17 protein-coding genes are annotated in these 17,207 nt (G+C 51.1%); 12 read left to right on the top strand and 5 right to left on the bottom strand.

What is annotated here, in order from left to right:
* Positions 1–109 precede the first annotated feature (109 nt).
* Positions 110–736, bottom strand: coding sequence for an FMN-dependent NADH-azoreductase (locus tag NST07_RS19170; RefSeq protein WP_341093824.1), 627 nt, complete (start codon positions 734–736; stop codon positions 110–112).
* A gap of 328 nt (positions 737–1,064) precedes the next feature.
* Between NST07_RS19170 and NST07_RS19165 the strand changes: the two genes are divergently transcribed.
* Positions 1,065–1,202, top strand: a complete 138-nt coding sequence (locus NST07_RS19165; RefSeq protein ID WP_179091687.1) for a hypothetical protein — start codon at positions 1,065–1,067, stop codon at positions 1,200–1,202.
* A 109-nt stretch (positions 1,203–1,311) separates the two neighbouring features.
* On the opposite strand, the gene NST07_RS19160 is transcribed toward NST07_RS19165, so the two are convergent.
* Entirely contained in the window at positions 1,312–1,551 is a 240-nt protein-coding gene (locus NST07_RS19160) for a hypothetical protein (protein WP_038593052.1), read from the bottom strand.
* A gap of 171 nt (positions 1,552–1,722) precedes the next feature.
* On the opposite strand from NST07_RS19160, the gene NST07_RS19155 reads away from it, so the two are divergent.
* Positions 1,723–2,391, top strand: a complete 669-nt coding sequence (locus NST07_RS19155) for a hypothetical protein (RefSeq protein WP_342479949.1) — start codon at positions 1,723–1,725, stop codon at positions 2,389–2,391.
* On the opposite strand, the gene NST07_RS19150 is transcribed toward NST07_RS19155, so the two are convergent.
* Positions 2,378–2,650, bottom strand: a complete 273-nt coding sequence (locus NST07_RS19150; RefSeq protein WP_341097698.1) for an alpha-glucosidase C-terminal domain-containing protein — start codon at positions 2,648–2,650, stop codon at positions 2,378–2,380. The two genes, NST07_RS19155 and NST07_RS19150, sit on opposite strands and share 14 nt — an antisense overlap.
* A gap of 9 nt (positions 2,651–2,659) precedes the next feature.
* Positions 2,660–2,827, bottom strand: coding sequence for a hypothetical protein (locus tag NST07_RS19145; protein ID WP_342479948.1), 168 nt, complete (start codon positions 2,825–2,827; stop codon positions 2,660–2,662).
* A gap of 341 nt (positions 2,828–3,168) precedes the next feature.
* Here NST07_RS19145 and NST07_RS19140 point away from each other — a divergent pair, with 341 nt between their 5' ends.
* The 8 genes from NST07_RS19140 to NST07_RS19105 all read left to right on the top strand — a co-directional run bounded on the left by NST07_RS19140 (position 3,169) and on the right by NST07_RS19105 (position 11,066).
* Positions 3,169–3,408 carry a hypothetical protein gene (locus NST07_RS19140; protein WP_342479947.1) on the top strand — a complete coding sequence of 80 codons (240 nt, stop codon included), beginning with the start codon at positions 3,169–3,171 and terminating at the stop codon, positions 3,406–3,408.
* Positions 3,409–3,616: 208 nt separating this feature from the next.
* On the top strand, positions 3,617–4,624 hold the full coding sequence (locus tag NST07_RS19135; RefSeq protein WP_341093818.1) for an ABC transporter substrate-binding protein: 1,008 nt from the start codon (positions 3,617–3,619) through the stop codon (positions 4,622–4,624).
* Positions 4,625–4,659: 35 nt separating this feature from the next.
* The gene (locus NST07_RS19130) at positions 4,660–5,439 is read left to right on the top strand and encodes an ABC transporter ATP-binding protein (protein ID WP_341378855.1); all 780 of its coding nucleotides are present in this window, start codon (positions 4,660–4,662) and stop codon (positions 5,437–5,439) included.
* A complete protein-coding gene (locus tag NST07_RS19125; protein ID WP_341093814.1) occupies positions 5,436–6,272 on the top strand; it encodes an ABC transporter permease in 837 nt (278 codons plus the stop codon). Before NST07_RS19130 ends, NST07_RS19125 begins: the two co-directional genes overlap by 4 nt.
* Before the next feature lie 89 nt (positions 6,273–6,361).
* Positions 6,362–7,342, top strand: a complete 981-nt coding sequence (locus NST07_RS19120; protein ID WP_341093813.1) for an aromatic acid exporter family protein — start codon at positions 6,362–6,364, stop codon at positions 7,340–7,342.
* 226 nt (positions 7,343–7,568) lie between these two features.
* A complete protein-coding gene (locus NST07_RS19115) occupies positions 7,569–8,591 on the top strand; it encodes an HD-GYP domain-containing protein (RefSeq protein ID WP_038593039.1) in 1,023 nt (340 codons plus the stop codon).
* Positions 8,592–8,896: 305 nt separating this feature from the next.
* Positions 8,897–9,454 carry an outer spore coat protein CotE gene (locus NST07_RS19110; protein WP_038593037.1) on the top strand — a complete coding sequence of 186 codons (558 nt, stop codon included), beginning with the start codon at positions 8,897–8,899 and terminating at the stop codon, positions 9,452–9,454.
* A gap of 148 nt (positions 9,455–9,602) precedes the next feature.
* Positions 9,603–11,066, top strand: a complete 1,464-nt coding sequence (locus NST07_RS19105; RefSeq protein WP_342479946.1) for a hypothetical protein — start codon at positions 9,603–9,605, stop codon at positions 11,064–11,066.
* 29 nt (positions 11,067–11,095) lie between these two features.
* Here the strand turns inward: NST07_RS19105 and NST07_RS19100 are convergent, their stop codons facing one another.
* Positions 11,096–11,926: a GNAT family N-acetyltransferase gene (locus NST07_RS19100; protein WP_341093811.1), complete on the bottom strand. Its 831-nt coding sequence runs from the start codon at positions 11,924–11,926 to the stop codon at positions 11,096–11,098.
* Between the two features lie 245 nt (positions 11,927–12,171).
* Between NST07_RS19100 and mutS the strand changes: the two genes are divergently transcribed.
* Positions 12,172–15,003 (top strand): DNA mismatch repair protein MutS, encoded by a 2,832-nt coding sequence (mutS, locus tag NST07_RS19095; RefSeq protein ID WP_342479945.1) that lies wholly within the window; start codon positions 12,172–12,174, stop codon positions 15,001–15,003.
* 70 nt (positions 15,004–15,073) lie between these two features.
* The gene (mutL, locus tag NST07_RS19090; protein ID WP_341378853.1) at positions 15,074–17,182 is read left to right on the top strand and encodes a DNA mismatch repair endonuclease MutL; all 2,109 of its coding nucleotides are present in this window, start codon (positions 15,074–15,076) and stop codon (positions 17,180–17,182) included.
* Positions 17,183–17,207 lie beyond the last annotated feature (25 nt).

Raw genomic sequence — 17,207 nt, 5'->3', positions numbered from 1 at the left:
GCTGCGCCCTTGCTATATATAAATAAAAGTCCGGCTAATTGCAATGCATATATCTAATTAAAGTGCAGATGTCTATCTTTAGAACCGGACCTTTAATGCTGGCGTGTTCTTAGAACGATGCAGCAGCAGTCTTGGCCAGTTGCAATCCGCTTGCGATGATTTCTGCGGATTGTGCAGGGTTCTGGTTGTGGCCTTCGATGATCACTTGAGTAGTATCTTTGAAGCCCCAGAAGTTCAGGTTGCCCATGATGAAGTTGACGGCCATTTCAGCGCTTGCTGCCGGTCCTTCGGAATAGATGCCGCCTCTGGCATTGAGTACAGCTGCTTTTTTGCCAGTCAGCAAGCCAACTGGACCTTCAGCAGTGTATTTGAATGTAGTGCCAGCCTGGTTCAGGTAGTCGATGTAAGTGTGAAGTACAGCCGGAACGGTCATGTTCCAGAGCGGGAAAGCAAATACTACTTTGTCAGCGGCAAGGAACTGATCCAGGTATTTCTTAACCAGTGCAGCACCGGCAGCTTCTTCAGGAGTAGCTTCGTAGCCTTGTGCAGCTTTATAAACACCGGTAATCAGCGTGTTGTCATAATAAGGAAGTTGCTCCGCGAACAAATCCAGTTCAGTGATTTCGTCTTGCGGGTGGGACTCCTTGTAGCTTGCCAGGAATTCGTTGTAAAGCTGAACGCTTACGGATTGATCTGCAGGGCGGTTATTGGCTTTGATGAAAAGTACATTAGACATATGATTTCTCCTTAAATATATATTTAATACTTACTATCAATAATATAGCATTTAATAATTAGTTTGTAAATAACAGTCGAAATAAATTTTTATTCGCTCGACAGCAAAGGCCTTTTCTTTGCAGGGCTACTACATCTCTTTATAAACGAATTGTTTTTTTGGCAGAACATCAATATGTAGTAAAAGCGCTCTGACTCAGCTTCTTTTTCATTTTTGGGCAAAGTTTAAGGAATACAGGACCCGGTTATATAGGTGTTACAAGGATTATAGGAAAAGATTTCCTCACCTCAGGTTGGCAATACAACTTATTGAAGAAGGAGCGATTGATATGTCCATTGACCGTTTTATCATTAAAAAACTGGACAACTGTCACGAAGAGCAGACTCGTCGCAACTTAGTGAAGTTGTTCAAACTGCGGATTCAGAAGGCAGAAAAGGAAGAGAACAGAAATCACCGGATTAGTTGAGATATGCCGCTGACGTACAGATACCCGGCCAACATATAGAACGAGCGGAGCTCATCCCATCTTAATGAAGGGGTGTGCTTTTTTATTGCATAAAAAAATACCCCTCTAATTAATAGAGGGATAGAGCCAATGAATCATTTTCACTATAACTGTGCAATATAGCTTCAGAGCCTTTAATTTCGATACTAATCAGAGAATTTAAGCATTTCTGAAGAGCACTTTTGCCCTTCTGGATTTTGAGCTCCAGCGTGCTGTTCAGCAACCGGATAACCTTCTGGGTGGGCTGTTTGTTTTCTGTAGTGAAGTATACAGGTACAAGCTTGTTCTGAAATGTGATGAGCATTCTCATTTTGAAATCACCTCGCTACAAGTATTTCATGATATAGATCATACCCCTCGTTTCTTAATTTTACCTTAAAATTAGCTTATGATAACATAAAGATTACAAGTTTTATAGTTTGGGACTTTTTTATTGCAGTGTGATTCCAAGGTTAGCGGGATCCGGGAAGGATATATCAATGTGAATAAAAAGGATAAGGTATATTTAGCTAATTTTCTGTTCCCAGATAAGCCAGCGGGGAAGGAAATTTCGGATCTGATGCAAATGGCAGCATCCGCGGACCGAATATGCCGGTTAAAATACTGTGAAGGTGAGCAAGTACAGGATATCTGCCTGCAGGTACATAAGGATGTAACATTGATCGCAGGCATTGAGCCCTCAGATTCCTTCGTCTATAGACTGAGCGATCCACAGAAGGTGCAGCGTGCTTGTTATTATCTGTTTAATTGCTTTGAGCCTGCAGAGTTTACCGTAGAGGATGTACCATGTCTGCATCTGTCCAGACGGAGATATAAGGAGCTAAAAGAAAGCGCCGCAACCTACAGCTTGTGTTTTTTGGCAGAATGTCTGACAGCGGAAACAGGGGATTTGCTGCAATCCGCACAGCTTGCGAAGGTCATGAAGAACAAAACGGCTGAAGGAGAGCTTAAGCTGTGTTCACGCAGCAAAGAGGAGTGTAAGCTCCAGCATGCCTTTTTTATTGAAGATACCTCCAGCGGCTGGCTGCTGCGTATGAGCTGCGAAGCCGCGGAGGACTGGATGGTTGCCATTCCGGTTACGAAAGCGCAGATATGCTCTGCTCTCTATGAGTGGGTGCTGCAAACATCTCCAGTGTTTACTCCAGAATAATTGTGGAATAAGCAGGCAGTGTAAGCATGTTGTCCGCCTGACCCGCTTTTCCCCGGAACGTCTTGATTATTGAAGAATAAGTAACGGTGTTCGTGCCGGGATGTAGCGAAATGTTCTGTGTCCCGCCAGTTAAATTGTGAACCACCAATACCTGCTCTCCGGCAGTGATCCGTTCGAAGGCCATAATGCCTCTGTTTCCGGAAGAATATTCGCGAATTCCACCGTCTCTCAGTGCAGGTACTTCATTGCGCAAGGAAATAAGCTGACGTTAATGCTCCAGCAGAGAACCTCTGTTCTGCAGCTGACTCTCCACATCAGCACCGGAATTAGCGGTGTTATTCATCGCCTGCTCCCAGGTGGTCTGGCCATCTCCTTGACCATCGGCAGTCCATTTCATAGGCTCACGTAGGCCTTCATCGGGCTTCACTGCAAGCATTCCTATCTCTTCCCCATAATAAATAAACGGGTTGTCCGGCAAGGTCAGCAGAATAGCTGCGCCATTCTGGCATGATCCGGATTGTTCGCCAGTTGGCTAAGGCTCCCCCCTGAAATCTGCGAATATAGCTTATAAGTTCGCTCCAGAGTAAAAGGCAATCCCACTGTCTTTTTCTGTATTGGCAGAATTCAGCACTGCTTCGGCCAGGCTGAAATTAAACCCCGAATCAAAGGCATGATCCAGATAGGCCCCCTACGGAAACAGCTGAATTCTCCCATACCTCCCACACGATATAAGCTAGCGGTTTACCTCGATTATCGCTTTGCGGAATTCCTGCCACCATGCCACGTTTTTGGCAGTTGTTGCCTCGCTTCTATCCCATACCTGATCTTCGTAGATATGCTTTGCCTGCTGCCGCTAACCGGAATCATTCAAGTAATCCGCCGCTTGAAGGCGCAGGTGAAAGTTCTGGTGCCGTAGAAGCGGTAGCCTGGACGGCGTTTATGTTGTTGTCAGAGCATCCGGCAAGCATGGTAGTGATATTCCTGCAAATGGTCAAAGTGCGCAGCATGAGCGATTAGGCAAGGTCAAAGGCTTGTATTTCATCTGTTGCGGACCCCTCCAATAAATAGCTTCATTAATATGAAAATATAGTAAGCGCTTTATTGATGTCTTAGTCGAATCGCGCCAGTTCTTTCACTTGAAAGTTACTCTCTTTAACCTTTCTTTTGGTATTCGCATATGCTGTAAACAAGGGCAAAAAGACCCGGGAAGAAAGGAGAATGAAGAATGAAAAACAAGAAAAAGCTGTCACTGTCGCTCATGATTCTCGCCTTGTGTTTTTCAGTGCTCGCCGGCTGCGGCGGAGACTCGGCTGCGGTAAAAGTGAAGATCGGCGAAGTAACCCGATCCGTCTTTTATGCGCCCGAATATGTGGCATTATCCCAGAACTTCTTCAAGGAAGAGGGGCTGGATGTGGAGCTTCAGACTATACCCGGCGGTGACAAAACAATGACCGCATTGCTCTCAGGAGCCATTGACGTGGCGCTTGTTGGTCCGGAGACTTCAATTTATGTTTATCAGCAGGGAGCGGATGATCCCGTTATCACTTTTGCCCAGCTGACCCAGCGGGACGGTACATTCCTGTTCGCCCGCAAACCGGATGCGGACTTTAACTGGGATAAAGTAAAGGGGTCGACCTTCCTCGGACAAAGAAAAGGGGGTATGCCGCAAATGGCGGGTGCCTTTACTTTGTTTAACAAAGGGATTGATGCCGAAAAGGACCTCACGCTGATTCAAAATATCGACTTTGCCAATATTGCCGGTGCCTTTGCCTCCGGGACAGGTGATTATGTACAACTGTTTGAGCCACAGGCTTCCATTTTTGAGAGGGAAGACCGGGGCCAGGTGGTGGCATCCTTTGGGGTGGAGAGCGGTTACCTACCTTATACGGCTTTTATGTCCAAGGGTAGTTATATCAAGAAAAATAGTGATACTGTGCAAAAATTTACCAATGCAATCCAGCGTGCACAGCTATGGGTGAAAGAGCATAGTCCGGAAGAGATTGCCGATGCGGTACTTCCGTATTTTGATAAAACGGAGCGTGAGATTGTGATCTCCGCGATCAAGCGCTATAAAGAGCAGGACACCTATGCCGTCGATCCGGTGGTGGAAGGCGAAGAGTGGAACAATCTGCTGGATGTTATGGATAATGCCGGAGAGCTGAAAGAACGGGTTCCGGCGGAGAAAATTGTGAACAACAGCTTTGCGGAAAATGCGAAAGACAACGTCAAGTAGCGTTGTCTTCAGACTAAGGGTTAGGAGGGGCTGATATGCTGCCAGTAGTGCAATTGGAGGAAGTGACGCATGCCTATCTGGGTGACCGCGAGGCTTCTCTGGCCATTGAGGACCTCAGCCTCAGTGTAGAACAAGGAGAGTTCGTCAGTCTCGTCGGGCCGAGCGGCTGCGGCAAGACGACACTGTTGTCGATCATAGCCGGGCTGCTCAGTCCATCCCGCGGCGAAGTGTTCGTTAACGGACATCGTCTCAAGGGTCCCTCCCCGGAGGTAGGGTATATGCTCCAGCAAGATTACCTTTTTCCTTGGCGGACGATCCTGGACAACGCTCTGCTTGGACTGGAGCTCACCGGAAATCTGAACGAAAACACACGTCAAAAGACGCTGGAGCTGCTGAAGGATATGGGGCTGGAGGGCAAAGAGCAAGCCTATCCGTCACAGCTGTCCGGCGGTATGCGCCAGCGTGTGGCACTGGTACGGACACTGGCTACCGACCCGGGCCTGCTGCTGCTGGATGAACCGTTCTCTGCGCTTGATTATCAAATCAAGCTGCAGCTCGAGGATCTGGTATCTGAGACGCTGCGCCGCCGCGGGACCACTGCGGTACTGGTTACCCATGATCTGTCAGAGGCGATCGCCGTCAGCAGCAGGGTGATACTGCTGCAGCGGAACCCGGGGAGAATACGTAAGATATTTACCGTTCCGGAGGAAATCCGCAATACGCCCCCGCTGTATGCGAGGGACTTGCCCGGTTTCGCGGAGCTTTTTCATGGCGTCTGGAAGGAAATGGAGTTGGCTGGGAGGGAAGACGTATGAAATCAAGTCAGCAAAGCGAAATAACGGCTTCCCGCGCACAATGGCTGGAGCAGAAACATAACGATTACAGGAAGAAAAAACGGCGCTGGCAGAGCAGGGTCATGGCCGTGCGTGGCAGTCTGCTGCTGCTGTTTTTTCTGCTATGGGAAGCAGGGGCCCGGCTGGGCTGGATTGACGAACTGCTGTTCAGCTATCCGACGAAGGTCTTCCGTCAGATCTGGGAAGACATGATCAGCGGAAGCCTCTGGCCGCATTTGGGCATAACCGTAGGGGAGACCGTGGTCGGCTTTGTACTCGGAACGCTGCTTGGAACATTGCTGGCAGTGATCATCTGGTGGTCGCCTTTTTTATCAGCGGTGCTTGACCCGTACATGGTCGTTTTCAACAGTATGCCTAAGGTGGCGCTGGGGCCTATCTTTATCGTGATGTTCGGTGCCGGATTTACTGCAATCGTCATCACTACTTTATCCATCACTGTTCTCATTACGACTCTTGTTGTGTATAACAGTTTTTGCAGCGTAGACCCGAATCTTGTGAAGGTGGTCAGGTCGTTTGGGGCGACAAGAGTACAGGAGTTTTTCAAGGTTATCCTGCCGGCATCCTTCCCTACGGTTGTTTCTACCTTGAAGGTAAACGTTGGCATGTCCTGGGTGGGTGTAATTGTCGGTGAATTTTTGGTAGCGAGGTCGGGGCTTGGATATCTGATTATATATGGTTTTCAGGTGTTCAATTTCACTCTTGTCATGTCCAGTCTGCTGATTATTGCAGCGGTGGCTACGGCGATGTACCAGATGGTTGTCTATGTGGAGAAGTTGTTATTGTCGAGACGGTGAGAAACATGTCATATTGTGTCTCCCCGGAAAATCTTGTACCATGTTTATATCTTTACCTGAATGATGAAACGCCAAGGAGAGGTATTTACATGGGATTTCGAATTATCAAAACAGCGGCGGCGACGCTGCTGTCCATTCTGCTGGCAGCCGCAATAGGCATACCTAACGCGCAGAGCGCAGGCCTGCTTGCGATCCTCGGAGTGGAAACTACGCGTAAAAGGAGTCTCCGAACGATAATGGCACGTTTCTCAGCCTCGCTTGTGGGACTCTTTTTAGGCTGTATTCTGTTTTTCATCCTGGGCTTTCATTATTGGGTACTTGGCTTGTATGTGCTGTTCGGTTTCCCGCTGATCGTTAAATCGGGCTTTAAGGAGGGCATCGTTACCAGCTCGGTAATCGTGTTCCGCGTGTTCGGACAAGCTGAACTGTCACTTCATGTTCTGCTGCAGCAGATTGAGCTGCTGGTTGTGGGCCTGGGATCGGCGGGGCTGGTCAATCTGATCTATATGCCGCAGACCGGCGGGGTAATTGCGGGTATCCGCAAGGAGGTCGACAAGTACTTTTCGATTATATTTGTACAAATGGCAAGGACGCTGCGGGACCCGGGTTATATCTGGGACGGTAAGGAGCTTATCGGTGCGAACGAGGCCGTACAGCGGGGGCTGACGGCTGCGTCCAGGGAAATGGAAAACCATGTGATTCATCCGGATGAGGCCTGGAATATTTATTTCTATATGCGAAAGGAGCAACTGGAGTCAATCCAGAATATGATGCAATTACTCTCCCAGGTGTACCGGCAGCTGCCGCATGGAGATATGGTTGCCGAATTGTTCGATCAGCTCTCTAATGATGTACTGGCAGAGGAATACACTGGACGGACGGAGAAGCTGTTGGATGCGCTTGAGCAGGAGTTCGAGCGGATGGAGCTGCCGGAAACCCGTGAAGAGTTCGAGGTCCGTTCTGCGATTCTGCAGCTCTGCCGGGAGCTGGCGCTTTATCTGAAAATTGCCAAACGCCATAAGGTTCCGGTTGAAGCCAAACCGCTGAAACGACCGGCCACTTTCCGGTGATCCTCGTAATCTAAAAAATGTAAATGTCGGTGAGGTATTAACATTGCCGCGTAAAATAACGATAAGAAATGTAAGAACTAAAAGTGAGCTGGTAATTGTCCCGTCATTCAGTTTTTGTTCAGGCAACAGGATTAACGTGTTATTCATTAGAAGATGGGGCAGTGAAAGTTCCAATTACTGCAGACAGTTCGCATAGGTGAATTTCTGCGCAGGTAGGTGAGGACTGTTGAACAACAGCAATGAACAATATATCGGTAAACAGCTTGTTGAGAATCTCTTCAATCATAATGGCGTGTTTGTTCTGCCCGCACTGACTTTGTTAAGCAGTGATCATATCCGTCTGATCAGTCAGCACAAAATCTTTCTCGAGCCACATGATGTGGTTCAAGTGGACAGTGCAGCTTTCTATCAGATTGCGGTTGACGAGTGCACGTCTGCGATGGAGAGTATCTTTGAGCAACTACGTTTTAACAAGAGCAAACGGCTGCCCATGATTGAGCTGCGCAATGAAGTCATTCCCTTTATCCAGCGGGTTAGTGAGAAAAACGATTTTTACGGAATATTGGCTGCGTTGCAGTCTAAGGATGATTATACATACAGACATAATGTTGCAGTCGGAATTTTGTCTACACTTCTGGGGAAGTGGCTCAAGCTGAAACCGGAAGAACTAAGTATGCTGACCATTGCCGCAACGCTTCATGATATCGGGAAAATTATGATACCTGCTGAAATTTTGTCCAAGCCCGGACCCCTGAATGAAGAAGAGCTTGCGATGATGAAAAAGCATACCACTATTGGATACGAGATGATCAGGGACACGGTCGGCACCAATCATATGCAGGCACTCGTTGCGCTGCAGCATCATGAACGCATGGATGGCAGCGGATACCCTTTCGGTGTTCTGGGTCACCGGATTACGGATTTCAGTAAAATAGTTGCCGTGGTGGATATTTTCCATGCGATGACTTCTGACCGCTACTACCGGAAGGCCTCGCCTTTATATGAGGTTTTGAGGCAGATGGAGGATAATGTCTACGGCAAGCTTGACCCTTATATTTGCAGTGTCTTTATCAATAAGCTGATGCAGTCAATGATAGGCAACGAAGTAGTGCTCTCGGATGGGCGGATAGGCAAAATCATCATGATTCTCGCGCATGATCCGCTGCGGCCATTGGTTAATATTGATGAGGATTTCATTGATCTCAGCAGGCACCGGGATTTGGGGATTATGCGGGTAATACCGCTATAAAACCCCGTATGAAGACACCCGCAGGCGGTTGCTGCGGGTGTCTTTGCTGTTCTGATATTAAGAATAACGGCTACAATAGCGGGAGTGGAGTCGCGGCTTAACGGAAGTTCTACGGTTGCCCTATGGGCTGTCCGTTTTTTTGCTATGTACTCATAACCGGGGGATTTTTGCAATAAAATGAACTATGAATCTTATAACGGGGCGCATGGAGGGCTTACCCAAATTTATTTCTACTCTAACAATCAACAAATGCCCAGAACGTGCATACACTTGATAGTGAATGATTGTATGGAGGAGGTTTAAAGATGTCATTAAGTCATAAACGTCAAACAAGGGAGATCATTACGAAGGCAATTTGCGGCAAAGGTCGTAAGTTCTCTACCGCAACTCATACCGTGACTCCGCCACATCATCCGACAAGTATTCTGGGGGCTTGGATTATTAACCACCAGTACGAAGCGGTTGCCGCCGGAAACGGAATCGAAGTAATCGGTACTTACGATGTGAACATCTGGTATTCGTACGACAAAAACAAGCAGACCGAGGTAGCCAAGGAAACGGTCTCCTATGTGGAGCTCATTCCGCTGTCGTATCTGGATCCGAGACACCGTGCTTCCACGGTAGAGGTCTCTGCGGAGGCAACGCAGGAACCCAATTGTGTGGAAGCCGGTGTCTCTCCGGGCGGCGGCAGTGTGACACTTCGCGTAGAGCGGGAATTCGAAGCGGAACTGGTGGCTGAGACCAAGGTTCGCGTGTTTGTCACTGACCAAACGGATGATCCGGAAGACAAGGATTACGATTTCGACGGTGAAAGCTTTGATTTCGATGATCTGGATCCTGACGCCCTGGATGATGAGCTGTAAGGAAGGAATGCGCCGCCGCCAACTGAATATCGGGTGGGTTATAATCCATTATATGTAGTGGGGGCGGCGGCGAGAGGGCGAATGCCCTCCTTTTTATTTTTTATTTATTTCTAAAGTTAGGGGAACGAACCACTAGGGAGGAGCCAGCGTGAATGAAGGATTAAAGGAGTACCTGCAGCTAACTCCGGAGCAACAAGAGCTCCGGCTGCGGCGCTGTGGACTGGAGGCTGCTCTGTCTGCCGGCGGGAATCGCTTGGAGAGGGATGCAGGGCAAGCCGGAAGAATAGCTGTTGCAAATGGCCATACATATAAGAAGGGTCCCGATATGGACAGACACAAACAGCAATACTTGGTTAAAGTATTCAATTTGGCGGTGCTTGTGATCACACCGCTGGGTACCGGCCGGGCCATGAGTGCTGCAGCGGGGAATACCCGCCCAGCTGCCTCAATCGGTAGGGATAGTGTGTCCGGGGGCACCGGTGTTAGCTTGCTAGATGAGGGTGAAATTGATAGCCATGAAGATCATGGAGACCCTGGAAATCCCGGAGATTACGGAATACTCGGTGAACAGGCGCATTACAGTCCCGTCCCGGAGCGGCGCGGAACTGCCGGACTGGTGAGGGGAATTGCTGTTAGAGCTTTATACAGCCTGGGCCTGGACAGTGGTGAAGTCCGGCTAAAGGCTATGCGGGGAAGGCGATACCTTGTGGAACAGATCCTCCCGCTTGCGGAACCTGCCGGCAAGCCGCTGCCGGAGCCTTACCGTACAGCGTCGCTGGCACTGGACCGCGACCTGGCCCGGGAGCTGCCTGGCCGTCCAGGCATGCTGATGGGCATGGACCCGGAGTTTCTTCTGCTCCGGGAAACCTCCGGCCGCGTCGTGCCCGCATCGCGGTTCCTGCCCGTAGACGGCGTCGCGGGCTGCGACGCCGGACCTCCGGGAACGCGCGGCATGTTCCCGGTCGCCGAGCTGCGCCCTGCGCCGCGCGGGGAACCGCGCGCACTGCTGGCGCAGCTGATGTCCGCCGCAGCCACGGCGGACCGGATGGTATCCGACCGCTCGCTCCGCTGGCGGGCGGGAGGCATGCCGCTGCAGGGCTGGGCCCTAGGCGGCCACCTGCACTTCAGCGGCGTCCGGCTGACGGCGCCGCTGCTGCGTGCGCTCGACAACTATCTGGCGTTGCCGCTGCTGCTGCTGGAGGACGCCCGGGCTGCGGCGCGGCGTCCGCGTTACGGGGTGCTCGGCGATTTCCGTATTCAGCCGCATGGCGGCTTTGAATACCGGACCTTGCCGAGCTTCCTGGTGTCCCCGGTCATCGCCAAAGGCGCGGTCTTCCTGGCTCACCTGATCGTGAGCCGCTATGAAGACCTGACCTTGCGCCCGCTGGACCGGGAAGAGCTGCATGCCGCCTATTACAGCGGCAGCAAAGATCCGCTGCGCCCCGCCTGGGCTCCATTGCAGGACCAGCTTCGCGCACTGGACGGCTACGCACGCGCAGCCCCTTACGTAGAACCGCTGTTCCGCTGCATCTCCGCGGAACAGACCTGGGATGAATCGCGGGATATCCGTCCGCTGTGGACCGGGAAAGAGTCCATGAGGAATCAGCGGTAATCGTGTTGGAAATTCTGTCGCCCTGAGGCTTATATACCTGCGCCTGTAAGTTGATTTTCTTTATGTAAATAAGTCATGGACCATTTGTCGATATCACGGAAACCGAGTTTTTTGTAGATTAAGCCTGCTTGAGGATTGTTATAAAAAAGGCATAGTGATTTTCCCTCGGCCAGAATATCGGCACAAAGCTGTGCGACTACCCGTGAAGCTAATTTTTGTCCCCTGTATTCCGGGTGGGTGGCTACGGCGACTATCATCGCCGACCGCGAATTTTCCGCTGCGGTTGACGCAGTAGCAATTACCTCCCCGTTCTGTTCGACGAAGTAGGTGCGTCCGGTTCCGCTTTCCAGCGTTTTATGCAGGGTTTTACGCGCGTCCTCCGGACTGCTGGTGAACTCTGAAATAACATCCGTCAATGCACAAATAGCATCCACATCCTGTGTCGTGGCTTTTCGGATGGGCACAGGAGCGGATGCCGCTGTACGGATTTCCTCATTCATCTCTGTCAGCTCGGCGAAAAGCATCTCTTTTTCCTGCCGGATATTCAACCATTTACTGAGTGTCCGCACGACCTCTAAAGAGCCGGAGATCATTTCGGCGTTTTTGTTTCTGCCCAGCAGTTCCGCAAAACCCTCCGCATCAAAAGGCCCCTCTGAATATGGCAAATAACTTCCGTAGAAACGCAGTATCACTGCTTTTAACGGCCCGTCTACAGAGTCACTTTCTCCCCAAAGCTCCATGAAATCCTGCTCGAACCCGAAATTTTCCACGTCTCCGATAATGTATAAATTGATAGCCGGATTTTTGCCTACCAGTTCCATCAAATTTTCCCGGTCGGCTTCATTCAGTTTGCGTATCAAGCTTGTACCTCCTTCAGTTTCAGTAATGTATAATAATTCCTTTATAATTTTACAGCAAATTATTGAAAAAGCACATCATATGGTCATGCTGATCTTCAATGGCTATAATTAACAATATCTGTAATGCACCCGATGCAGGCAGCGTTCCAGCTCTGGTGTTCTCTTATTGTGACTTCCCGGGGTGACTTTGCCTTGCATGTTTCTGTTATAATAGAGAACACAGAAGATAGGTATGGAGGTCAATGATGGCAAAATATACGCCGATGATAGAACAGTATTTAAAGGTAAAGGAAGGGGCAAAGGACGCTTTCCTTTTTTTCCGGCTGGGCGATTTTTATGAAATGTTCTTCGAGGATGCGGTTCTCGCTTCGAAAGAGCTTGAGATTACTTTAACCGGCCGTGAGGGTGGGGGCGAAGAGCGCATTCCGATGTGTGGAGTGCCATACCATGCCGCGGAAGGTTACATACAGCGTTTGATCGAAAAGGGATACAAGGTTGCGATTTGCGAGCAGCTGGATGATCCCTCTGTAACAAAGGGCATGGTGCGCCGGGATATTGTCCGCGTAGTCACACCAGGTACAGTAATGGACGGCAAAATTATTACGGACAAAAGCAACAACTACCTCGTTTGCGTGACCGAGCAGGACGGGATGATGGCTCTGGCTGCCTGCGATTTGACTACGGGTGAGCTGTATGTCACTTCCGTTCTTTCAGGTTCGGAATGGCTGCGTGACGAGATCGGCATTTATGAGCCAGCCGAGATTATCGGAGATGCTAACCTGCTCGAGAGTCTGCGCAGTGAGGCCTCACTTCTGGCGAAGCCGGTCGTGTACACACCTTGGGAGAAACGCGAAGAGGAATTGGCCCGCCGCCAGTTCGGCGAAGCGGCCTGGGTGCGTCTGGAGAGTGAACGGGGCAAATGTCTGGCGATGCTCATTTCCTATTTGAGTGAAACCCAGCGGCGTTCCCTGGGACAGCTTAGCCAGATTTCGCCGTATGAGCCTGGCAACTATATGATTCTGGATCCGTTCACACGCCGCAATCTGGAACTCACTGAAACGGTGCGCGAGCGCTCCAAAAAAGGTTCACTGCTCTGGCTGCTGGACCGCACCGAAACTTCGATGGGCGGGCGTCTTTTGCGCCGCAAAATTGACAAGCCGCTCCTGCAGCGGGCTCCGATTGAGCGTCGACTGGAGGCAGTAGATTATCTCTATAACCAGTTCATTGTCCGTGAGGATTTGCGCGGGGCGCTGAAAGAAATCTATGATCTGGAGCGGCTCGTCGGGCGCATCGCCTTCGGCAGTGCCAACGGACGCGATATGAATGCCCTGAAGCAGTCACTGGCACAAATACCGGCCCTGAAAGATATGTGTCTGACTTCAGGTTCAGAGACGCTGAGAGAGATCGGTTCCACCATGGATGAATGTGCAGAGCTGCGTGAGGATATCGAGCGGGCAATTACCGAAGATGCGCCGGTGTCTGTGCGGGACGGGGGAATTATCCGGACAGGCTATCATGAGCGCCTGGACGAGCTGCGGGAAGCGAGCAGCAGCGGTAAACGCTGGATCGCCGAGCTGGAGGCGAAGGAGCGCCAGGCTACAGGCATCAAGTCGCTGAAGATCGGCTACAACAAAATTTTCGGCTATTATATAGAAATTACCCGCTCCAATCTTGCTTCCTTGCCGGAAGGAAGATATGAACGCAAGCAGACCCTGGCGAATGCAGAGCGTTATGTTACCCCTGAGCTGAAAGAGAAAGAAGCGCTGATTCTCGAAGCCCAGGACAAAATGACTGATCTCGAATACAGCCTGTTTACCGAGCTGCGGGACCGTATTGGCGCACAAATTCCCCGGCTGCAGGCCTTGGCGGAGAAGGTTGCGGAAATAGATGTGTATCAATGTCTTGCTGCGGTCAGCGCCGAGCACCGGTTTGTAAAACCCAAGCTATCCGACGGTTATGACATGAGTCTTACAGGTGGACGGCATCCGGTAGTAGAAGCGGTGCTGAAAGATTCTGCATTTATAGCAAACGGCAGCACACTGAGCAAGAATGAAGGCAATATATTGCTTATCACCGGCCCTAACATGGCTGGCAAAAGCACATACATGCGCCAGGTGGCCCTGATCTGCATTCTGGCCCAAATCGGCTGCTTTGTTCCGGCAGAAAGCGCGGAGGTTCCGCTGATAGACCGGATCTTTACACGGATTGGAGCGGCGGATGACCTGATCGGCGGGCAGAGCACCTTTATGGTGGAGATGGCCGATATTCAGGTCATGACTGAGAAAGCAACATCGCGCAGCCTTATTATTATTGACGAGCTGGGCCGGGGCACCTCAACAAGCGAGGGCATGGCTATTGCCCAGGCGGTTATTGAATACGTGCATGATACCATTGCCTGCAAAGCACTGGTCTCGACGCATTTTCATGAGCTGGCCCATTTGGAGCAGAGCCTGCAAGGGCTGAAGAATTATTCTATGGCCGTGCAAGAAAGCGGAGACAAAGTGAACTTCCTGCGCAAGCTTGTGCCGGGAGCTGCCGACAGCAGCTATGGCATCTATTGTGCCCGGTTGGCCGGATTGCCGGAAGGTATTATTGACCGGGCATATGGTCTGCTCCAGAGCATTGAGCAGTCGGCACCTCCGGGCTCGCCTGCGCTGCAATACGGAACTGCCTATGAGAGTCGTCACAGTGTGAAGGAACAGGCAAGTGGACTATCTGCAAGCCGGACGCAAGACACGGATGTATTGCCATCAGGAGAGGATGCTGCCTTCATGCATGCGGGCAATGCAGCCGCCGTGAGCAAATCAGGCGGATCAGCTTACTCCGAAGCTGCCGTCTCGCTGGCCTCCTTGCCGGATGCAGAAGACGCTGAAGTCGTACAACTGTCGATCTTTGGGGAAGAAGAGCCGCGCAGGAACCGTAAAGGTGGAGCGGCTTCCGCACCTGCACCTGTTAAAGAAAATCCGCTACTGAAAGAGCTGGTTGCCGCTGTTCAGGGTGCAGATCTGATGAATATGACCCCTCTGCAGGCAATGGGCCTGTTGAATGAGCTTAAGCAAAAAGCCAAGGAGCTGTAACTTAGGGTTTTTCCAAGTAAGCGTAATTCTAGCGAAGAACAAACATCACTATTGGCGAGGTGAATACAAAATGGCTAAAATTCATGTACTGGACGAGCATATTGCCAACCAGATTGCAGCGGGTGAGGTTGTGGAGCGGCCGGCTTCCGTTGTGAAGGAGCTGGTGGAGAACGCGATTGATGCCGGCAGCACCCGAATTGAGGTTTCTGTTGAAGAGGGCGGATTGCAGAGCATCCGCGTCAAAGACAACGGCTCAGGTATTGAGCCAGAGGACTGCGAGACCGCCTTCTACCGCCATGCGACCAGCAAGATTGCGAATGGACGCGATCTGTTCCTGATCACGAGCCTTGGCTTCCGCGGCGAGGCTTTGCCCAGTATCGCCGCTGTCTCGAAGGTGTCCCTTCTGACTGCCAGCAGTGATGATGGTAAAGGCAGATTGATTGATATCGAAGGCGGGAAGCTGATCCGCAACGAGGATACACCTTCCGGCAAGGGAAGTGATCTTGCAGTAAGGGAATTATTTTTCAACACACCGGCAAGGCTGAAATATATGAAGAGCATCCAAACCGAGCTGGGGCATATTTCGGATGCGATGTACCGGATGGCTTTGGCTCATCCGTCCATCTCCTTTACGTTGCATCACAACGGTAATCAGCTGCTGCATACACTTGGCAATGGCGATCTGTTACAGGTGATTGCTGCCGTTTACGGTACATCAGCGGCCAAGGCGATGCTGCCGATCTCAGCAGAAGATCCGGATTACCGGATTGCCGGCTTTGTCAGCAGGCCGGAGTGGACCCGCTCCAACCGCAATGCGGTCACCACGATTGTAGGCGGAAGATACATCCGCAGTAACGGGCTGAATGCGGCTATTATGCGGGCTTATCACACGCTGCTGCCGATTAACCGCTATCCGCTGCTCGTATTGCAGCTGGACATGCATCCGTCTCTCGTCGACGTCAATGTACACCCGGCGAAATTGGAGGTGCGTTTCAGCAAGGAGATCGAACTGTACGCATTTGTTGAACAGGAGATCCGCAAGGTTCTGCTGGGCCAGAGTCTGATTCCGCGGCCGGGCAAAGAAATAATAGGCGCCAAGGGCAGCAGCTCCTTTATCCAGGAGCAGTTTGCCTTTCCGAAAGGAGCCATTCCTCAGCCAGCCGATGGCCTGCCAGGAATGGCCCGTAATGACCAAGACAGTCAAGACCCGCGGACCGCTGGTCCGCGAAGTGATATGCCCTCCGGTGTTGCTCCGCAGAGTGATCTGCAGCAAGCGGGTACATTGGATGCTAACCATCCTGCAGAGAGACCGGGCTCCTGGAACAGCGGAATCAGCGGTGCTTCCTCCTTCGGTAGCGGTGCTGCAGGAGGAGAACGCTACTCGGGCAACACACAGCAGCGGACAGGAGAGCCTCAGAGCGCAATGCCGGTGGCCCGGGAGACTGCTGCGTTATACAGCGGCAGTACTTCTTCATTGCCGCGTGAAGGGACTGGCGGCAGCTACCGCGAGCCTGCCGGGGCAATGCCGACCCGGGGAGGGATGCCATCAGCAGAGGAGCTGTATGCTCCAGCCGGCAGTGAAGATCCTGCGCTTCCTCAGTTCCCTGAGCTGAATTATATCGGCCAGCATCATGGGACATATCTTATTGCCCAGAATGACATCGGGCTTTATCTGATTGACCAGCATGCGGCACATGAACGGATTAATTATGAATATTATTATGAGAAATTCGGGCGTCCCGAGGATGCTTCGCAGGAGCTTCTCCTGCCGATCACCCTGGAATTCACCCCTTCGGAGAGCCGCCAGCTCAGTGAAAGGCTGCATTGGTTCGAACAGGCAGGTGTATTTCTTGAGCATTTCGGAGGACAGACTTTTCTGGTCCGTTCCTTGCCGTACTGGTTCCCTGAGGGAGATGAGAAGGCGGTCATTGAGGAAATGGCGGAATGGGTGCTGAGCGAACGTTACATCGACCTGGCCAAACTGCGTGAGAAATCCTCCATTCTCTGCTCCTGCAAGGCGTCCATCAAGGCCAATCAAAAGCTTACAGAGCAGGAGGTAGAGGCTCTGCTGTCCAGGCTGGCAGCTTGCCGCCAGCCATATACATGTCCGCATGGACGGCCGATCGTGGTTTCTTTCTCTTCCTATGACCTGGAGAAGCTGTTCAAACGTGTCATGTAAGTGCAGCTGCACTGCATATGAGGTA

It is taken from the genome of Paenibacillus sp. FSL L8-0340, from assembly GCF_038593145.1.
Classification (GTDB): Bacteria; Bacillota; Bacilli; order Paenibacillales; family Paenibacillaceae; genus Paenibacillus_AQ.
Note: the sequence above shows the minus strand (reverse complement) of the source record. Positions and strands in the feature narration are given on the sequence as shown.